Consider the following 17,872-nt stretch of genomic DNA (forward strand, 5'->3'; position numbering starts at 1 on the left):
GCTGCACCCGGCCAGAAAAGCTGCAACTTTCATACTGCATGAGGATCGGTATATTGCTGTTAACAAAGTGAGCTATTTATTTACAACTGCAACGCAAGGCCAGGTAATCTGCGCCAGTAGCCATTACAATCGCTATTTGCTGCCAGCGGTAGCGGCGCTGCGCCGGTTTCATTTGCGCGAAAGGCATCAAGCATGGCAAACGTGTCATTACCCATCGGCGACAGACGCACCATATCAACGATCCCTTTCATGGACGCCAGTTCATTACCAAGGTTATACACATAACCGCTCATGGTCTGGATACCGTTCAGGACGAATACCTGCTGATTTTCCTGCGACAACATGCTGCGCCCGTTCGGGTATTTAATACAGCACGTTTCACATTCATCTTTCGGTCTGTCTTCCGAGCGGGCGGTAAAGCAGCGCGCGGAGTAGGCCAGCGGCAGGTGCCCGTAGCTCAACACTTCCACTTCAAAGTGCTGGCGAATGCCCAGGCTTTCACACTGCTCAAGCAGGTTGACAAGCCAGTCGCGGGAAAGCTCCACCGGCATGCACCAACGTACCATGCCCTGTTTTTGCAGCAGGCGCAGGGTAACCGCGTTATAGCAGTTAAGCGCATGGCCTGCGACGAACGGTAATTTACGTTCCGCACACAGGTTCACCACGCCTAAGTCGCTGGCTTCCAACAGGAAGTCGCCGTTATCGACATAGCGCTTAAGCTCATTCAGCTCGGAAGAGGCCTGCACAAGAGCCAGCGTGGAAAGCACCACCTGTTTGCCGCTGCCAGCCAGTGTTTTCGCCATATCCAGCCAGTCGCCCACTTTGGTCGCACGGCGTTTGCTGCACACGGTTTCGCCAAGATAAATCACGTCGGCAGCGCTGCCGGCGGCCTGCTGGTAAAAATCCTCCAGCGTCTCTTTTGCCCAGTAGTAAAGCACTGGCCCTAATGAATATTTCATTTTCTTCCTACTGCCATTTACGGTGGTATGCGCCGAGGGTGGTTTGAGTGCCTTCCGACATTGAGCCCAGCGTATCCATCCATGCGGGCTGCGGCACAAAGTTTTGCGGCGAGGCCATACAGCGATCGATGGCCTGACGCCACACTTTTGCCACCTGGCTAACATAGGCCGGGCTACGCTGACGACCTTCAATTTTTACCGACGCAATATTGGCTGCCAGCAGTTCCGGCAGCAGTTCCAGCGTATTGAGACTGGTGGGCTCTTCCAGCGCGTGGTAACGCTCGCCGTCGACCAGATAACGCCCTTTACATAAGGTGGGATAACCGGCGTTTTCCCCATCCTGGTAGCGGTCGATTAACACATCATTAAGACGTGACTCCAGCCCCTGCGGCGTTTGCTGCCAGCGTACAAACCGCGCAGGTGAGCAGGCTCCAACGGTATTCGGTGACTCACCCGTCAGGTAAGAGGAGAGGTAGCAGCGACCCTCCGCCATAATGCACAAACTGCCAAAGGCGAAGACCTCCAGCGGTACCGGTGTAACGCGCGCCAGCTGTTTAACCTGGTGAATGGATAACACTCGTGGCAGTACCACCCGCGCGACGTCAAAATGGCGATGATAAAAGCGAATCGCTTCTTCGTTGGTAGCGGAGGCCTGCACCGAGACGTGACGTTCAATGTGCGGATAGCGCGCAGCGGCATATTCCAGCATCGCCAAATCGGCGAGGATCAACGCGTCGGCGCCAATTTGCGCCGCCATGTCTACCGCGCGTTCCCAGCGCTGGTAACCGTCCGGGTGCGCAAAGGTATTGATGGCGATATGCAACTTGCGGCGGTGCTGATGGACAAAATTGACCGCTTCCTGGAGTTTCTTCTCCGTAAAATTGAGTCCGGCAAAATGACGGGCGTTGGTGTCATCTTTCAGGCCGATATACACAGCATCGGCGCCGTTTTCAATGGCCGCCTTCAACGCCGGAAGATTTCCGGCAGGGCAGAGCAACTCCATAGTGTATCCTGCTGTCTGGGGCCGCTGTGGCCCGGTCGAACCCCTAAGGGTGCTAAGTTGTTAATGAACTGGGATTTTAGTTAACCTGCCTGCGACAATTTTTGATTTGAGGCAGTTAAATGTGCATTGGCGAGGCCAATAATTGCGGCCTGTTTATTGTGTAATTGTTGATTTGCGCCGCTATGCAAGGGCGCTAATGTGGCAGAATAGCCCCCATTATCATTTCAGGGAGTAAAGCTCGTGTTGGAAAAATTGCGCTCACATCTTGTTCACTTCGGTCCGTCGATACTGAGTGTGCCGGTTAAGTTGACGCCTTTCGCCATTAAGCGCCAGGTACTGGAGCAGGTGCTGCGCTGGCAGTTCCAACAGGCTCTGGCGGACGGAGAGCTTGAGTTTCTTGAAGGCCGCTGGTTAAGTATTCAGGTACGTGATATCGGCCTGACGTGGTATACCTCTGTTGAGGATGAACAGCTTATTGTGCGCGAGTCGGCAGAGGCCGATGTGAGTTTCAGCGCCGATGCCAGCGACCTGTTGATGATTGCGGCACGCAAACAGGATCCCGATACACTCTTCTTCCAGCGCCGTCTGGTTATTGAAGGTGACACGGAGCTGGGGCTGTACGTTAAGAATTTGATGGATGCGATTGAACTGGAGCAGATGCCAAAGCCCCTGCGGGTGATGCTGCTGCAGTTGGCGGAATTTGTTGAGGCGGGTCTGCAAGCACCGCCTCTAACGACACAACCTTCTGTAGGTGAGCCATGCTGATAAGAGTTGAAATTCCCATTGATGCGCCGGGTATCGACGCGTTACTCCGTCGCAGCTTCGGCGGCGAAGGCGAAGCCCGGCTGGTACACGATCTGCGTGAAGAGGGGTTGATTACCCTGGGATTTGTCGCGACGGATGATGAAGGGCAGGTCATCGGCTACGTTGCTTTTAGCCCGGTCACGGTCGAAGGTGAAGAACTGCAATGGGTCGGGCTTGCGCCGCTGGCCGTGGACGACCAATACCGCGGGCAGGGCATTGCCCGCCAGTTAGTGTACGAAGGGCTGGATTCGCTCAATGAATTTGGCTATGCGGCAGTAGTGACGCTGGGGGATCCCGCGTTTTATGGTCGTCTCGGTTTTGAAAAAGCCGCGCAGTATGCGCTGCGCTGCCGCTGGCCGGACAGCGCCGATGCTTTTCTGGTGCATCGTCTGGCTGATGACGCTTTTAACGGCGTTAGCGGCCTGGTGGAGTATTCCGATCACTTCAATCGCCTGTAACCCCAGGCGATAACAAACTTTCCCGCAGCGCTTCGAATGAGCCATCTCCGGCAACGAGGCGCTCTTTCTGGCGCTTGTTAAGTTGTTTAATGCGGTATTCCAGCCGCAGCGCCAGCGATCTTTCGCCGACCGGCGCTGAAAAGACCAGCTCCAGTGCGCCTTTCCCCCGTAATGCTTTGGCCCCTTTTCCGCTTTGATGCTGCATAAAGCGGCGGGCAACATCAGTTGTAATACCGGTATAAAGCGTATTGTCGTTGGTGCGAATAAGATAGAGAAACCAGGGCGTCATGACAGCGTTCAGTATGTTAATGTCGACGAAAAATAACACGAGGAAGAGCAAAAATGGAAACTCTTGCAGCCATTAATCGCTGGCTGGCGAAGCAGCATGTGGTGACATGGTGTGTCGCAAACCGGGGAGAGTTATGGTGCGCGAATGCGTTTTATATTTATGATCCGCAGAGAGTGGCGTTTTACGTTCTCAGCGAAGATCAGACCCGGCATGCCCAGATGACAGGGTTGCATGCACCGGTGGCGGGCACGGTCAACGGCCAGCCTAAAACTGTTGCGCTGATCCGCGGCGTGCAGTTTAGCGGTGAGATCCGCCGTCTCGAAGGAGAGGAAAGCGCGGCACCGCGTGCGCAGTACAACCGACGCTTTCCTGTCGCCCGCATGTTGTCAGCCCCCATGTGGGAAATTCAGCTTAACGAGGTGAAATTCACCGACAACACGCTGGGGTTTGGCAAAAAACTTCACTGGCTTCGGGCATCAGGCACCCAGTAAGCGCAGCGCTTCGCGGTTAAATGCCGGTAAATCATCGGGGGTGCGGCTGGTCACTAACTGGTCTTGATCCACGACCACTTCCTGGTCATAGAATTCGCCCCCGGCGTTTTTCACATCGATGACAATCGGTTTGACCGCAGTGAGTTTACGCCCGCGTATCGCATCAGCGCTAATCAACAGTTGTGGCCCATGGCAGATGGCGAACACCGGTTTCCCACTGCTGATAAAATCTCGCGTAAAGGTGACAAAACGATCGTCGCCGCGCAGATGATCGGGCGAATGTCCTCCGGGCAGCAACAGGGCGTCGAAGTCTGCCGGGCGAACCTCATCAATCGCCTTATCGATGACCACATCGGCGTCGCCTTGCTTGCCGTGCACGGTTTTTCCCGCCTGCTTCTCAATGGTGATAACTTCATGTCCGGCCTGACGGAACTCCTGTGCCGGGGAAGTGAATTCTGAATCTTCGAACTCGTCGGTGATCAAGACAGCGATTTTCTTGCTCATAATTCCTCCGTTGTTTTGGCTTCAGAGTGGAGAGTTAACCATACTAATAACTCGCCAGAACAGTAAGCCTGGTTCAGCAGGCGGACAATGCAACACGGATTCATCTGCAAAGGAGGAGAAATGCGACGTGTATTACTGACCGGAGCGACAGGCCTGGTAGGCGGTCACTTACTGCGCCTGCTGATGACCGAACCGCGCGTCACTGCCATTGCCGCACCAACGCGGCGCCCGCTGAGCAATGCGCCCGGCGTCTTCAATCCTCACGATCCGCAGCTTACCGATGCGTTGCTACAGGTGACAGAGCCGGTGGATACCGTCTTTTGCTGCCTGGGAACGACGCAGCGCGAAGCGGGAAGTAAAGAGGCGTTTATTCATGCCGACTATACGTTAGTGGTCGACACGGCGATAACCGGCCTGCGGCTGGGGGCGAAACAGATGCTGGTGGTCAGCTCGCTGAGCGCCAGTCCGCGATCGCCTTTTTTCTATAGTCGGGTGAAAGGTGAAATGGAAAATGCGCTGATAGCGCAGGAGTGGCCTTCGCTAATCATCGCCCGTCCGTCGATGTTGCTGGGCGATCGGCAGAGACCGCGGTTGAATGAATCTTTCCTTGCGCCGCTTTTCCGCTGGCTACCGGGTAACTGGCGTGCAATCGCCGCACAGGATGTTGCCCGCGCATTGTTGGCGTTGTCTCTGTCTTCTGATGAAAGGGGGGTGCAAATCATCAGGTCGGCACAGTTACGTGAGATCGCAGCCAGGGACGCGTTTGCAAAATAATTTTTCAGGCGTACTATTCGCAGGCTTAAAATTCCATTATCCCCGGTGAATGTTATGACTGGTCAGTCTTCATCTCAGGCGGCACCCCGTTTTCAGTGGTGGAAACCCGCACTGTTCTTTCTTGTTGTTATTGTTGGTCTTTGGTACGTGAAATGGCAGCCTTATTATGGCAAAGCCTTCACGGCTGCCGAAACACACAGCATAGGTAAATCCATTCTTGCCCAGGCGGATGCCAGCCCTATAAAAGCGGCGATCGATTACGCCATGGTCTATTTTCACGCCGTCTGGAAAGCCGCCGTGCTTGGCGTGCTGCTTGGTTCATTGATTCAGGTGTTGATCCCGCGCGACTGGTTACTCAGAACGCTGGGGCAGCAACGTTTTAGCGGCACGCTGTTCGGCACTCTGTTCGCGTTGCCGGGCATGATGTGCTCCTGCTGTGCAGCGCCTGTGGCTGCAGGAATGCGCCGTCAGCGCGTTTCAATGGGCGGTGCGCTGGCATTCTGGATGGGGAACCCGCTGCTTAACCCGGCCACGCTAGTATTTATGGGCTTTGTGCTCGGCTGGCATTTTGCCGTCATTCGCCTGGTGGCGGGGCTGGTGACGGTAACGGGTGTGGCGATGCTGGTGCAGGCGCTGGTGAAAGAGAACCTGCAGCAGGCAGACGCAATTGATATTACCTTGCCGGAACCGCAGGGCAGCTTTATGGCGCGCTGGGGTAGGGCACTGTGGCAGCTGTTCTGGAGCACCATTCCGGTGTATATCCTGGCCGTGCTGGTGCTGGGGGCTGCGCGCGTCTGGTTATTCCCACATGCAGAGGGGGCTATCGATAACACCTTACTGTGGGTGATTGCGATGGCGATTGTGGGTTGTCTGTTCGTGATCCCGACTGCGGCGGAAATTCCCATCGTGCAAACTATGATGCTGGCCGGTATGGGCATGGCGCCCGCGCTGGCGTTGTTAATCACTCTGCCAGCGGTCAGCCTGCCGTCACTGATCATGCTGCGTAAGTCATTCCCGGCAAAAGCCCTTTGGCTGACAGCGCTGCTGGTGGCGTTATGTGGAGTGATCACCGGCGCGATGGCGTTGTGGTGATAAAACAGAAAAGTGTTAGCCCGGCCAGTGCGCCGGGCTTTTTATTACTTGAGGATCGTAAAGGCTGTCGTGACGTGTTTTACACCGCTAACGCGGCTGGCGATATCTGCCGCCGCACGGCCTTCACGCTCGGTGACCAGCCCCATCAGGAACACTTCGCCGTTCTCGGTGGTGACTTTCACGTTGGAGGATTTTACCTGATCGCTGCCCAGCAACTGGGAACGTACTTTTGTCGTTATCCAGGTATCTGTGGAGGCCGTGCCCAGACCAATCGGCTGGCCCTGACGGATCTCGTTGAACACTTCGACCGTGCCTTCTACGCCAACGGCAATTTGTTTCGCCCGCGAGGAGAGATCGGTCGTCGGCGCCTGGCCGGTTAACAGGACTTTACCCTGATAGGCGGTGACATTCACACGCGCTTCTTTCTTGATCTGTTCGTCTTTCGACAACGCGCTGTTTACGCGCAATTCCAGTGTACTGTCGTCGACCTGAGTGCCAACAGTACGGGGATCTGTTGCGGCTTTGGTGCCCACGGCTGCGGAACCAACCACCACTGCGCCAACACAACCCTGTAACAGCAGCGCGGAAATAAGGACTGCGAGGGGCGTAAATGCCTTCATGTGTACTCCTTAATCATCCTGGTGAGGAAAAAGCGTGTTATCAATCAGATCGCATAAGCAATTTACCGTCAGCATGTGCATTTCCTGGATGCGTGCGCTGCGGTGGGAAGGAATACGAATTTCGACATCCTGCGGCCCCAGCAGACCCGCCAGCTCACCACCGTCATAGCCCGTCAGCGCGATAATAGACATGTCACGCGTCACCGCTGCTTCCACGGCTTTCACGATATCGCGACTGTTGCCCCGCGTAGAAATGGCGAGCAGAATATCGCCCGTATGGCCGAGTGCGCGAACCTGCTTGGCATAAATCTCATCATGCAGACGATCGTTTGCGATCGCGGTTAAGACCACATTATCGGTATTAAGTGCAATGGCAGGTAAACTGGGACGTTCTGTTTCAAAACGGTTGATCATGCTGGCAGCAAAATGCTGTGCGTTGGCGGCGGAGGTACCATTACCACAACAGAGGATTTTGTTGCCGTTCAGCAGGGAGTGAACCATTGTCATGGCGGCACGTGAAATTGCATCAGGCAGGGCTTCTGCCGCCGCAATTTGAGTTTGAATGCTTTCCGTAAAGCAGACTTTAATTCGTTCGAGCACGGTAATCCCTATAATTCAGCAATTATGAGTGGTCATTAAACGCGTTTTGTATCCACTCAACCTCATTTCCGGTGAAGGCTACCACATCAAACCGGCAATCCACAGTATCAAAACTCCCATTGTGCCGGGCCAGCCACAAACGGGCGGTGTGCAGCAGTTTCACTTGCTTGGCATGGGTAACGCTACTTAATGCGCCACCGAAATTGGCCGACTTGCGATAACGTACTTCGATAAAGACGGTGCAGTGACGGTGACGCATGATCAAATCGATTTCGCCGCCGCGCTCATGCACATTGGCGGCGATAAATTGCAGTCCTTTGCTCTCTAGCCAGCGACGCGCTTTGGCTTCCCACGCATCGCCGGTCTGTTTGCGGCTTAGTTTGCCGGGACGATTTGCCCCTGCTGGTATTTGAGCCATGACAACTTCCTGTTGATCACGCAATCCTGATTCGCGGTTAAATCGCCCGTGTTGCCGTTGAGTTCAAACCCAGGCACCTGACGCATTTGGGTAAAGTTATTCGCCAGTGACCAGGCATCCGCACCCATGGCATACAGCCGCGCCAGCGAGTAATCGTTATTTACGCTTTTCAGCGCCTGCTGCATGAGCGACGGATTAGCGCCCGCCAGCATCGGAATGTCGTTAAACTGCAACCCTTCCATTTCGAGGCGGAAGTCCGGGCCAGCACCGCCCTGAGCGCTGCGCGAGCTGGCATACAGCATGACGCCGCTCTGGCTGCCGGTGCGCATGGTGATCATCGGTTTGATCAGCGCAATTTCATCCTGCGTGGCCACAATATAGGCTGCGTCAACATTGCCGCCGCTGGTGATTTGCGCATCGCTCGGGGCCGCCGGAATGTTCAGACCACCAATGGTCACGCCCTGCTGTTTCGGCAGACTGGCAACAACCGGACTGCCGGTCATGGCAATACCTGAGCCGCTGTTGATGCCCATGCGCAGTTCGGCGGTAGAGCCAAATTTTTGCGCCAGCACTACACCGCCGCCCAGTTTTTGCCACTCCTGCGCAAAGGCGTTGCTGATACGATCGCCCAGCGCGCTGCGCGGGATAAGGAGTAGCGGCGTATGGCGCCCCTGTTCATGGATATGACGTGCGGCATCACGTGCTTCATCTTCTGGCGACAGCGCGAAGTAACAGATGTTGGCCCGGTTCTCGATGTTTTCTGGCTGATTAAGCGCCAGCACATTCAGCGTGGTGTGGCTGCGCATCAGTTCTTCTACGTGGTTTTTCAACAGCGGCCCGACCACAATGCTGGCACCATCCTGCTGCACCTGGTTAAGGATCTGATCCATCGGCTGTGAACTGGTGTCATAGACTTTCAGCTCCGCAGACGGGTTGGCAGGCGTTGCGGCCACTGCCGGTGCGGTGACAGGTTGAGCAACATTGGCCTCTGCTGGCTGGGCGGTGTTATCGGTCCCGGCTTCATCAGACGTTGCTGCTGCCGTTTGCGCTGCGCTATCCGGTGCCTGTGCCTGTTGTGCATCCGGCGCGACGGCAGTCTGTTGAGCGGACGGATTTGTTAAATCGCTCACGCTGGTTTGCGATGGGCTGACCACCGTGCTGGCGGCCTGGGCTACCTGTTGCGGTACGGCCGGACCCGATACCGGGGATGCGCCATTTTTCGCGGCTTCAAAACCTTGCTGAATCGCACGGCCAAACACCGCTGCCTGACCGTTTAACGGCAGTAAAAGCGCGACTTTGTTTGTTGAGGCCGGTTTGAAATTCTGCAAATTTGCCAGCTGCGTAGGCAGCATTTTCGCGCCCGGGTTCTGCGGGTAGCGGGTCTGCCAGTCGGCGATCCCGGCTTTCAGCATGGTCGGATCGTTGCGATTGTCGAACCAGACACGCTGTAAATCGAGCCATCCCTGCAGGGTGACTTCATCAGCATTGATCACAAAGGTTTTCGCCTGGTCCTGGGTAATGGAGGACAGCGCTTGCCAGGTCGCATCAATATTTTTCTGTTTCAGATCTGCTGCCGTTAACAGCGGCTCTTGTGCAACCAGCGCTCGAAGCAGTGTCAATGAGGGTTTGCCTTGTGCGGCAGTGATGCCAATCTGCCAGTAACGTGCTTGCTGGTTTTGCTCGAGGTCAGCAGGATCGATCTTACCCAGCAGCGCCTGGGCGCCGGCTAAATCCTGCTGCGCCAGTTTCATTTCAGCAGCCAGTAGTGCGTACTCTTTACGCTGATTGTCGTTCAAATCCTGCGGCAGTTGCGCGAACAGCTCGCTTGCCTGCTGGGTTTTCCCCTCTTTCAGCAGTGCACGAATGGCGAGTAATTGCCAGTTGGTCTTGCTATCATCTGTGCTTTGCTGCATCTGCTGCAGGTAAAAACTGGAGTCAGCCTGCGCCGAGCCCTGCATATGTGTGCTGCTCTGGTCGGTAGACTGTGTGCCGCAGCCAGCAAACAGCAGGGCGGCCAGCACCACAGGCAGGCAGCGTGTGGCTTTCGAACGTAGATATCTTGACGGTAGCATACTGTATCCAGTGATATTTTTTACGCAATGCTCAATATTAAATCGGCAATACGGATGAAACAATGAAACAACACGAATCGGCGGAGAATTCTCAAGGTCAGCTCTATATTGTACCCACTCCTATCGGGAATTTGGCTGATATTACGCAACGTGCGCTGACTGTGTTGCAAGCCGTTGATTTAATAGCAGCGGAAGACACCCGTCACACCGGTTTACTGCTCCAGCACTTTGCCATTAATGCCCGGTTGTTTGCGTTGCACGATCACAATGAGCAACAAAAAGCCGAAACGCTGGTGGCCAAACTGCGGGAGGGGCAGAACATTGCGCTTGTCTCTGATGCCGGCACGCCGTTGATTAACGATCCTGGTTACCATCTGGTGCGTACCTGCCGCGAGGCCGGAATTCGCGTTGTGCCGCTGCCCGGTCCTTGCGCGGCGATTGCGGCGCTCAGTGCCGCCGGTTTACCGTCGGACCGTTTCTGCTATGAAGGTTTTCTGCCTGCAAAATCTAAAGGTCGCCGCGACACGCTAAAAGCGCTGGAAACCGAAAGCCGCACGCTGATTTTTTATGAATCAACCCACCGTTTGCTGGAAAGTCTGGAAGATATGGTCGCCGTCTGGGGCGAATCCCGGTATGTGGTGCTGGCGCGAGAACTGACCAAAACCTGGGAAACCATTCAGGGTTTGCCGGTTGGCGAACTGCTGGCCTGGGTCAAAGAAGACGAAAACCGCCGTAAAGGCGAAATGGTGCTGATCGTCGAGGGCCACAAAGCGCAGGAGGACGAACTGCCCGCCGATGCGTTGCGTACCCTGGCGTTGCTACAAGCGGAGCTGCCGTTGAAAAAAGCAGCGGCACTGGCCGCAGAAATCCACGGCGTGAAGAAAAATGCGCTGTATAAGTACGCGCTGGATAAACAAGAGCAGTAATGCGCAAAAAAAAAGCATGGCCGGAGCCATGCTTAACGTGAGGTTTACTGCTTTCTTATAAAATCAGGTCACCGGAGCCGGGTTAAACACCGCCAGCTGGTTGTGAAGGCCCCATTGATCGGAGAAGGTTTTCTTCCGACCGCTGGCCACATCAAGGATAAAGTGGAACAACTTCCAGCCTACATCCTCAATCGTTTCTTCACCTGTGGCGATGGTACCGGCGTTGATATCCATCAGATCAAACCAACGGTTTGCCAGTTCAGTACGGGTCGCCATTTTGATAACCGGTACGGCAACCAGACCGTAAGGCGTACCGCGACCGGTGGTGAACACCTGAACGGTAATGCCGGAAGCCACCTGCTGCGTACCACAAACAAAATCGCTCGCCGGCGTTGCAGCGTAAATCAGACCGCGTTTGGTCGGACGCTGGCCCGGAGAGAGCACTTCCGAAATGGCGCTCTTACCGGATTTGGCAATAGAACCCAGCGCTTTTTCCACCACGTTTGCCAGGCCGCCTTTTTTGTTCCCCGGCGACGGGTTGGCGCTGCGGTCGGTCTGGCCCATGTCCAGGTAATTGTCGTACCAGGCCATCTCTTCCAGCAGGCGTTTGCCCACTTCTTCGTTGATGGCACGCGGGGTCAGCAGGTGGATCGCATCGCGAACTTCCGTGACTTCAGAGAACATTACTGTGCCGCCGCAGCGAATAATCAGGTCAGAGGCATACCCCACTGCCGGGTTTGCCGTGACGCCGGAAAAGGCGTCACTACCGCCACACTGCATTCCTACCACCAGTTCAGAGGCCGGGCAGGTTTCGCGTTTACGCTGATTGAGCTTCGCCAGATGGCGCTCAGCAACCTGCAGAATATCATCGACCATCGAGCGGAAACCCACATGGTGCTCATCCTGCAGACGCACAATGCTGGCGCTGTCCACCGGGATCGCCTGCACATCTTCCGTGCCTTGCAGCAGGCGCTCCGGTTGTAATTTTTCACACCCCAGGCCAATCACCATCACTTCGCCGCCGAAGTTCGGGTTAAGGGAAATATTGTGAATGGTGCGGATCGGGATCACCGCTGCCGGCGCGTTGATCGCCACGCCGCAGCCGTAGAGGTGGTTCAGGCCGACTACGCCATCAACGTTAGGGTATTTTGGCAGCAGGTCGCGTTCGATGATCTTCACGACGTAATCCACTACGCCGGCAACGCAATGGACGCTGGTGGTAATGCCGAGCAGATTTTTGGTACCGACACTGCCGTCTGCATTGCGGTAACCTTCGAAGGTGTAACCTTCCAGCGGCGGCAGCGGCTCAGGTACTTTGGTGGCCAGCGGCAAGGTATTCAACGGCGGTGCTTTTGGCAGCTCGACCATCGATTCATCAATCCAGCTACCGCGTGGGATATCGCGCACGGCGTAACCAATGACTTCACCATAACGCACGATTTCGCCCTGATGCGGAATATCGACAAGGGCGACTTTATGGCCCTGTGGAATGTGCTCAACCAGCTCGAGACCGTCCGGAAAACGCGTCCCCGCTTTTAAGCCATTGTCATTAACGATGATAGCGACATTATCAGTGTCGTGTACCTTAATATAAAACGCCCCAGGCGATTGCTGTCTAATTTCAATGTCGGACATTGTTAAGTAATCTCCAGCTAACTGTACGATGCATTACTCAATAAGAGGAACCAATTCTTTATTCTGGAATTAACATCAGAAATAAAAAGTGTGTATCTTGTTTGCTGAAATAAGAATGTCAGGAGTTCAAATATTAAAATGTGATCTAAATCACCTAATGCCGCGATTCGCCAGCTGTCGGGGCTGGTTAATGCAAGATATGTGCATTAGCGCCCAGACTTATGTGCATATGCTTAAAATAATCTTCCCGCAAAATACTAAAATTGAGCAATTCAACAGTGTACGACCTCACTACGCCGATTATACTGAGGGCTATAAAGTCGAATTACCAATTATCTGATATTAAGTTTCGAGTGTTTAAATAAAAGAAAATAGTAAATCTCGCGATAATTATATTCTAAAATTAGCGGTGCCCGAGGAAATTAAAATGGCTATTGAAAATACCGTTGAGGTTAAACGGAACTTCCCCACACGTTATTTGATTCTGTTAATAATATTTATTGTAACCGCAGTTAACTACGCTGACCGTGCCACCCTTTCGATTGCCGGAACGGATGTCGCCAAAGAGCTGCAGCTTGATTCTGTGTCGATGGGCTACATTTTTTCAGCGTTCGGCTGGGCCTATCTGCTGATGCAAATCCCTGGTGGCTGGTTGCTGGACCGCTTCGGCTCGAAAAAAGTTTATACCTACAGTTTGTTTTTCTGGTCGCTGTTCACGTTCTTGCAAGGCTTTGTCGACGTCTTCCCGATTGCCTGGGCTGGCGTGTCGATGTTTTTCATGCGCTTTATGCTGGGCTTCTCTGAAGCGCCATCCTTCCCGGCGAACGCCCGTATCGTGGCGGCATGGTTCCCGGCGAAAGAGCGTGGTACCGCGTCGGCAATTTTTAACTCTGCACAATACTTCTCGCTCGCGCTGTTCTCACCGTTATTGGGCTGGCTAACGTTTGCCTGGGGCTGGGAACATGTATTTACCGTTATGGGCGCGATCGGTTTTGTACTGACTTTCGCCTGGGTTAAGTTTGTTCATAATCCGACCGACCATCCTCGTATGACCCGCGAAGAGCTGGAGTACATCGAGAAGAATGGCGCAGTCGTGGATATGGATCACAAGAAAACCGACGACAGCAAAAAAGCCGGTCCGAAAATGGATTACATCAAGCAGTTGCTGTGCAACCGCATGATGCTCGGCGTGTTCTTCGGGCAATATTTCCTGAATACCATTACCTGGTTCTTCCTGACGTGGTTCCCTATTTATCTGGTGCAGGAAAAGGGCATGTCGATTTTGAAGGTCGGGTTTGTCGCATCCATTCCGGCGCTTTGCGGCTTTGCGGGTGGCGTGCTGGGCGGGTTGTTCTCCGATTATCTCATCAAACGTGGCTCAACCCTGACGGTTGCGCGTAAATTCCCTATCGTGGTGGGAATGTTACTGGCGTCCAGCATCATTCTCTGTAACTACACCGATAGCACCCCGCTGGTTGTGGCCCTGATGGCGCTCGCATTCTTCGGTAAAGGGTTTGGCGCTTTGGGGTGGCCGGTTATCTCCGACGTCGCGCCAAAAGAGATTGTCGGACTGTGCGGCGGTGTATTCAACGTATTCGGTAACGTGGCGTCTATCGTAACGCCGCTGGTCATCGGGTACATGGTTAAAGAGTTGCATTCTTTCAACGGTGCACTGGTGTTCGTCGGCTGTTCAGCGCTGATGATGATGGTTTGCTACCTGTTCGTGGTTGGCGACATCAAACGTATGGAACTGAAGAAATAAGCAACAACTCATTAAGGTACAAAAGATGAATAACGATATCTTCCCAAACAAATTCAAGGCTGCGCTGGCAGCCCAACAGATTCAAATTGGTTGTTGGTCTGCGCTGGGTAGTCATATCAGCACTGAAGTTCTGGGGCTAGCGGGCTTTGACTGGCTGCTTCTGGACGGCGAACACGCCCCTAACGACGTGCTCACTTTTGTACCGCAATTAATGGCGTTGAAAGGCAGCGTCAGCGCACCGGTAGTACGCGTACCCACTAACGATCCGGTGATTATCAAACGCCTGCTGGATATTGGGTTTTACAACTTTCTGATCCCGTTTGTCGAAACAGAAGAAGAAGCTGTGAATGCGGTAGCAGCAACGCGGTATCCGCCGGAAGGCATTCGCGGCGTTTCGGTTTCTCACCGCGCCAATATGTTTGGCACCGTACCAGATTACTTCCGCCAGTCTAACGCTAACATCACCATTCTGGTGCAGATCGAAAGCCAGGCGGGCGTGGACAACCTGGACGCCATTCTCGCGACCGATGGGGTAGACGGTGTGTTTGTTGGTCCAAGCGATCTGGCCGCGACCCTGGGGTATATCGGCAATGCCGCACACCCGGAAGTCCAGCGTACCATTCAACACATTTTTGCCCGCGCCAAAGCGCACAACAAACCGAGCGGCATTCTGGCGCCGGTGGAAGCGGACGCGCGTCGTTACCTCGAATGGGGAGCGACTGTGGTGGCCGTCGGCAGCGATTTGGGCGTGTTCCGTTCGGCTACGCAGAAACTGGCCGACACCTTTAAAAAATAACCAAACCACCATTAAACAGAGAGAGACGCAATTATGACGATGAAAGTTGGTTTCATTGGCCTGGGCATCATGGGTAAACCAATGAGTAAAAACCTCATTAAAGCAGGTTACTCACTGGTGGTCGTGGACCGTAACCAGGACGCCGTTGCTGAAGTGATTGCTGCAGGTGCCGAAGCGGCTACCAGCGCGAAAGACGTAGCCGAACAGTGTGATGTGATCATCACCATGTTGCCGAACTCCCCGCATGTAAAAGACGTGGCGTTGGGTGAAGGCGGCATTATTGAGGGCGCAAAGGCGGGCACTGTACTGATCGACATGAGCTCTATTGCGCCGCTGGCAAGCCGTGAAATCAGCGAAGCACTGAAAGCCAAAGGCATTGAAATGCTGGACGCCCCGGTCAGCGGCGGCGAACCGAAAGCTATCGACGGCACCCTGTCTGTGATGGTTGGCGGCGAAAAAGCGATTTTCGATAAATATTACGATCTGCTGAAAGCCATGGCCGGCTCGGTGGTGCACACCGGTGATATCGGCGCAGGTAACGTAACCAAGCTGGCGAACCAGGTGATCGTTGCGCTGAACATTGCTGCTATGTCTGAAGCACTGACGCTGGCGACCAAAGCGGGTGTGAACCCGGATCTGGTATTCCAGGCGATTCGTGGCGGCCTGGCGGGCAGCACCGTGCTGGAAGCAAAAGCACCGATGGTGATGGATCGTAACTTCAAGCCGGGTTTCCGTATCGATCTGCATATTAAAGATCTGGCTAACGCACTGGATACCTCTCATGGCGTGGGCGCACAACTGCCGCTGACGGCGGCTGTGATGGAAATGATGCAAGCACTGCGTGCGGATGGCCTGGGCAATGCCGACCACAGCGCACTTGCGTGCTATTACGAGAAACTGGCGAAAATCGAAGTTTCCCGTTAACAAGAAGGGCGCAGACCTGCGCCCTTGATTTCTCTTTATTAACATCTTTCAGGCTGCTGGCGGGCTTCCTGTTGCCTGAGCCTGAAGGATGAAGTGGCCAGTCGCGCGGCACTTTCAGGCTGACAATTATGAAAATCGTAATCGCCCCAGACTCTTATAAAGAAAGCCTTTCTGCTACCGAAGTAGCTCAGGCGATAGAAAAAGGATTTCGGGAAATTTTTCCCGATGCTCAGTACGTTTCCGTTCCGGTCGCGGACGGCGGTGAAGGGACGGTTGAAGCCATGATTGCCGCCACACAAGGCACTGTTCACAAGGCGCACGTTGTCGGCCCGCTGGGAGAAAATGTCGAAGCGTGCTGGGGGATGTCCGGCGACGGTAAAACAGCCTTTATTGAAATGGCCGCAGCAAGTGGACTGGCGCTTGTTCCGCCTGAATTACGTAACCCTTTGATTACCACTTCGCGCGGCACCGGGGAGCTTATTTTGCATGCGCTGGAGCACGGGGCGACAAATATCATCATTGGGATTGGCGGCAGCGCCACCAATGACGGCGGTGCGGGTATGGTTCAGGCGCTGGGCGCTAAGCTGACCGATGCTAACGGTACGGAAATCGGCTACGGCGGCGGCAGCCTGATAAGCCTGAATACGATTGATATTTCCGGGTTGGATCCGCGGCTGCAACACTGCACTCTTCGTGTCGCGTGCGACGTGACAAACCCGCTAACAGGCGAGAAAGGTGCCTCGCGTATTTTTGGACCACAAAAAGGCGCAACGGAAACGGTGATCGTTGAACTGGATCGTAACCTCGGCCACTTTGCCGATGTGATCAAAAAATGTCTGCATGTCGACGTGAAAAATGTTCCGGGTTCCGGTGCCGCAGGCGGCATGGGGGCCGCGTTGATGGCATTTTTAGGGGCTGAACTGCGCAGCGGCGTTGAAATTGTGACTCAGGCGCTAAACCTCGAAGAACATATTCATGATTGCACGCTGGTGGTCACTGGCGAAGGCCGTATCGACAGTCAGAGCGTTCACGGTAAGGTGCCCGTCGGTGTGGCGCAGGTGGCAAAAAAGTATCACAAACCGGTTATCGGCATTGCGGGCAGCCTGACCAGTGATGTGGGTGTGGTGCATCAATATGGTATTGATGCGGTGTTCAGTGTGCTCACCAGCATCGGTACGCTGGAAGAAGCGTTTCGCGGAGCGTTTGACAATATTTATCGCGCGTCGCGCAATATCGCGGCTACCTTGCAGGTAGGAATGTTGACGGAAGGGTGACAGTCGCGCGCAAACCCTCTATACTGCGCGCCGAAGCTGACCAGACAGTCGCCGCTTCGTTGCAGTCCTCCTTCGGGGGAGACGAACGGAGGGGAGGAAAGTCCGGGCTCCATAGGGCAGGGTGCCAGGTAACGCCTGGGAGGCGCAAGCCTACGACCAGTGCAACAGAGAGCAAACCGCCGATGGCCCGCGCAAGCGGGATCAGGTAAGGGTGAAAGGGTGCGGTAAGAGCGCACCGCGCGTCTGGCAACAGTTCGCGGCACGGTAAACTCCACCCGGAGCAAGGCCAAATAGGGGTTCATAAGGTACGGCCCGTACTGAACCCGGGTAGGCTGCTTGAGCCAGTGAGCGATTGCTGGCCTAGATGAATGACTGTCCACGACAGAACCCGGCTTATCGGTCAGTTTCGACTTTTCAGGTAAAAACCCGCTTCGGCGGGTTTTTGCTTTTGTGCGCCCGGGCAGATGAATG

Annotated in this window: 19 protein-coding genes and 1 other RNA gene; 11 read left to right on the plus strand and 9 right to left on the minus strand. The window is 54.6% G+C overall.

Going from position 1 to position 17,872, the window contains the following annotated elements:
• Window positions 1-80: 80 nt before the first annotated feature.
• The gene (locus RTX30_RS16510; protein ID WP_312691250.1) at window positions 81-959 is read right to left on the minus strand and encodes a U32 family peptidase; all 879 of its coding nucleotides are present in this window, start codon (window positions 957-959) and stop codon (window positions 81-83) included.
• Window positions 960-966: 7 nt separating this feature from the next.
• A complete protein-coding gene (locus RTX30_RS16515) occupies window positions 967-1,962 on the minus strand; it encodes a peptidase U32 family protein (RefSeq protein WP_312691251.1) in 996 nt (331 codons plus the stop codon).
• 240 nt (window positions 1,963-2,202) lie between these two features.
• Between RTX30_RS16515 and RTX30_RS16520 the strand changes: the two genes are divergently transcribed.
• Both RTX30_RS16520 and RTX30_RS16525 read left to right on the plus strand, forming a co-directional pair.
• Window positions 2,203-2,727 (plus strand): SCP2 domain-containing protein, encoded by a 525-nt coding sequence (locus tag RTX30_RS16520; RefSeq protein WP_312691252.1) that lies wholly within the window; start codon window positions 2,203-2,205, stop codon window positions 2,725-2,727.
• Window positions 2,721-3,224 carry an N-acetyltransferase gene (locus RTX30_RS16525; protein WP_312691253.1) on the plus strand — a complete coding sequence of 168 codons (504 nt, stop codon included), beginning with the start codon at window positions 2,721-2,723 and terminating at the stop codon, window positions 3,222-3,224. The genes RTX30_RS16520 and RTX30_RS16525 overlap by 7 nt, the downstream gene beginning before the upstream one ends.
• On the opposite strand, the gene RTX30_RS16530 is transcribed toward RTX30_RS16525, so the two are convergent.
• Window positions 3,211-3,513, minus strand: a complete 303-nt coding sequence (locus tag RTX30_RS16530; RefSeq protein WP_312691254.1) for a GIY-YIG nuclease family protein — start codon at window positions 3,511-3,513, stop codon at window positions 3,211-3,213. The two genes, RTX30_RS16525 and RTX30_RS16530, sit on opposite strands and share 14 nt — an antisense overlap.
• 53 nt (window positions 3,514-3,566) lie before the next feature.
• Between RTX30_RS16530 and RTX30_RS16535 the strand changes: the two genes are divergently transcribed.
• On the plus strand, window positions 3,567-4,004 hold the full coding sequence (locus tag RTX30_RS16535; protein ID WP_312691255.1) for a YhbP family protein: 438 nt from the start codon (window positions 3,567-3,569) through the stop codon (window positions 4,002-4,004).
• Here RTX30_RS16535 and RTX30_RS16540 read toward each other — a convergent pair.
• Window positions 3,990-4,508, minus strand: a complete 519-nt coding sequence (locus RTX30_RS16540) for a type 1 glutamine amidotransferase (RefSeq protein WP_312691256.1) — start codon at window positions 4,506-4,508, stop codon at window positions 3,990-3,992. The genes RTX30_RS16535 and RTX30_RS16540 overlap by 15 nt on opposite strands.
• A 120-nt stretch (window positions 4,509-4,628) precedes the next feature.
• Between RTX30_RS16540 and RTX30_RS16545 the strand changes: the two genes are divergently transcribed.
• Together RTX30_RS16545 and RTX30_RS16550 are read left to right on the plus strand one after the other, a co-directional pair.
• Window positions 4,629-5,282, plus strand: a complete 654-nt coding sequence (locus RTX30_RS16545) for an NAD-dependent epimerase/dehydratase family protein (protein WP_312691257.1) — start codon at window positions 4,629-4,631, stop codon at window positions 5,280-5,282.
• Window positions 5,283-5,336: 54 nt separating this feature from the next.
• The gene (locus tag RTX30_RS16550) at window positions 5,337-6,374 is read left to right on the plus strand and encodes a permease (RefSeq protein WP_312691258.1); all 1,038 of its coding nucleotides are present in this window, start codon (window positions 5,337-5,339) and stop codon (window positions 6,372-6,374) included.
• 44 nt (window positions 6,375-6,418) lie between these two features.
• Here the strand turns inward: RTX30_RS16550 and dolP are convergent, their stop codons facing one another.
• The 4 genes from dolP to RTX30_RS16570 are packed head-to-tail and all read right to left on the minus strand — an operon-like array spanning window position 6,419 to window position 10,084.
• The gene (gene dolP, locus RTX30_RS16555) at window positions 6,419-6,994 is read right to left on the minus strand and encodes a division/outer membrane stress-associated lipid-binding lipoprotein (protein WP_312691259.1); all 576 of its coding nucleotides are present in this window, start codon (window positions 6,992-6,994) and stop codon (window positions 6,419-6,421) included.
• A 9-nt stretch (window positions 6,995-7,003) separates the two neighbouring features.
• Window positions 7,004-7,594 (minus strand): DnaA initiator-associating protein DiaA, encoded by a 591-nt coding sequence (diaA, locus tag RTX30_RS16560; RefSeq protein ID WP_040016590.1) that lies wholly within the window; start codon window positions 7,592-7,594, stop codon window positions 7,004-7,006.
• A gap of 22 nt (window positions 7,595-7,616) precedes the next feature.
• A complete protein-coding gene (locus RTX30_RS16565) occupies window positions 7,617-8,012 on the minus strand; it encodes a YraN family protein (protein WP_312691260.1) in 396 nt (131 codons plus the stop codon).
• Complete coding sequence (locus RTX30_RS16570) at window positions 7,970-10,084, minus strand: penicillin-binding protein activator (RefSeq protein ID WP_312691261.1); 2,115 nt, start codon at window positions 10,082-10,084, stop codon at window positions 7,970-7,972. The genes RTX30_RS16565 and RTX30_RS16570 overlap by 43 nt, the downstream gene beginning before the upstream one ends.
• Before the next feature lie 62 nt (window positions 10,085-10,146).
• Between RTX30_RS16570 and rsmI the strand changes: the two genes are divergently transcribed.
• On the plus strand, window positions 10,147-11,010 hold the full coding sequence (gene rsmI, locus RTX30_RS16575) for a 16S rRNA (cytidine(1402)-2'-O)-methyltransferase (RefSeq protein ID WP_312691262.1): 864 nt from the start codon (window positions 10,147-10,149) through the stop codon (window positions 11,008-11,010).
• A 63-nt stretch (window positions 11,011-11,073) separates the two neighbouring features.
• Here the strand turns inward: rsmI and garD are convergent, their stop codons facing one another.
• Window positions 11,074-12,645, minus strand: a complete 1,572-nt coding sequence (gene garD / locus RTX30_RS16580; protein ID WP_312691263.1) for a galactarate dehydratase — start codon at window positions 12,643-12,645, stop codon at window positions 11,074-11,076.
• Between the two features lie 427 nt (window positions 12,646-13,072).
• On the opposite strand from garD, the gene RTX30_RS16585 reads away from it, so the two are divergent.
• From RTX30_RS16585 to rnpB, 5 genes are all read left to right on the plus strand, one after another.
• Complete coding sequence (locus RTX30_RS16585; RefSeq protein ID WP_312691264.1) at window positions 13,073-14,407, plus strand: MFS transporter; 1,335 nt, start codon at window positions 13,073-13,075, stop codon at window positions 14,405-14,407.
• 25 nt (window positions 14,408-14,432) lie between these two features.
• A complete protein-coding gene (gene garL / locus RTX30_RS16590) occupies window positions 14,433-15,203 on the plus strand; it encodes a 2-dehydro-3-deoxyglucarate aldolase (RefSeq protein WP_020455394.1) in 771 nt (256 codons plus the stop codon).
• 33 nt (window positions 15,204-15,236) lie between these two features.
• Window positions 15,237-16,127: a 2-hydroxy-3-oxopropionate reductase gene (gene garR, locus RTX30_RS16595; RefSeq protein WP_312691265.1), complete on the plus strand. Its 891-nt coding sequence runs from the start codon at window positions 15,237-15,239 to the stop codon at window positions 16,125-16,127.
• A 128-nt stretch (window positions 16,128-16,255) separates the two neighbouring features.
• Complete coding sequence (gene garK, locus RTX30_RS16600; protein WP_312691266.1) at window positions 16,256-17,401, plus strand: glycerate 2-kinase; 1,146 nt, start codon at window positions 16,256-16,258, stop codon at window positions 17,399-17,401.
• 32 nt (window positions 17,402-17,433) lie between these two features.
• Window positions 17,434-17,813: RNase P RNA component class A (gene rnpB / locus RTX30_RS16605), an RNA gene on the plus strand.
• Window positions 17,814-17,872 lie beyond the last annotated feature (59 nt).

Origin of the sequence: Kosakonia sp., assembly GCF_032052965.1 — a bacterium.
Lineage (GTDB): Bacteria > Pseudomonadota > Gammaproteobacteria > Enterobacterales > Enterobacteriaceae > Kosakonia.

Bases quoted from the DNA above. Each gene is read 5' to 3' on its own strand.
- RTX30_RS16510 (WP_312691250.1), bottom strand. From the start codon at position 959: ATGAAATATTCATTAGGGCCAGTGCTTTACTACTGGGCAAAAGAGACG.
- RTX30_RS16515 (WP_312691251.1), bottom strand. From the start codon at position 1,962: ATGGAGTTGCTCTGCCCTGCCGGAAATCTTCCGGCGTTGAAGGCGGCC.
- RTX30_RS16525 (WP_312691253.1), top strand. From the start codon at position 2,721: ATGCTGATAAGAGTTGAAATTCCCATTGATGCGCCGGGTATCGACGCG.
- RTX30_RS16530 (WP_312691254.1), bottom strand. From the start codon at position 3,513: ATGACGCCCTGGTTTCTCTATCTTATTCGCACCAACGACAATACGCTT.
- RTX30_RS16535 (WP_312691255.1), top strand. From the start codon at position 3,567: ATGGAAACTCTTGCAGCCATTAATCGCTGGCTGGCGAAGCAGCATGTG.
- RTX30_RS16540 (WP_312691256.1), bottom strand. From the start codon at position 4,508: ATGAGCAAGAAAATCGCTGTCTTGATCACCGACGAGTTCGAAGATTCA.
- RTX30_RS16545 (WP_312691257.1), top strand. From the start codon at position 4,629: ATGCGACGTGTATTACTGACCGGAGCGACAGGCCTGGTAGGCGGTCAC.
- RTX30_RS16550 (WP_312691258.1), top strand. From the start codon at position 5,337: ATGACTGGTCAGTCTTCATCTCAGGCGGCACCCCGTTTTCAGTGGTGG.
- dolP (WP_312691259.1), bottom strand. From the start codon at position 6,994: ATGAAGGCATTTACGCCCCTCGCAGTCCTTATTTCCGCGCTGCTGTTA.
- RTX30_RS16565 (WP_312691260.1), bottom strand. From the start codon at position 8,012: ATGGCTCAAATACCAGCAGGGGCAAATCGTCCCGGCAAACTAAGCCGC.
- RTX30_RS16570 (WP_312691261.1), bottom strand. From the start codon at position 10,084: ATGCTACCGTCAAGATATCTACGTTCGAAAGCCACACGCTGCCTGCCT.
- rsmI (WP_312691262.1), top strand. From the start codon at position 10,147: ATGAAACAACACGAATCGGCGGAGAATTCTCAAGGTCAGCTCTATATT.
- garD (WP_312691263.1), bottom strand. From the start codon at position 12,645: ATGTCCGACATTGAAATTAGACAGCAATCGCCTGGGGCGTTTTATATT.
- RTX30_RS16585 (WP_312691264.1), top strand. From the start codon at position 13,073: ATGGCTATTGAAAATACCGTTGAGGTTAAACGGAACTTCCCCACACGT.
- garL (WP_020455394.1), top strand. From the start codon at position 14,433: ATGAATAACGATATCTTCCCAAACAAATTCAAGGCTGCGCTGGCAGCC.
- garR (WP_312691265.1), top strand. From the start codon at position 15,237: ATGACGATGAAAGTTGGTTTCATTGGCCTGGGCATCATGGGTAAACCA.
- garK (WP_312691266.1), top strand. From the start codon at position 16,256: ATGAAAATCGTAATCGCCCCAGACTCTTATAAAGAAAGCCTTTCTGCT.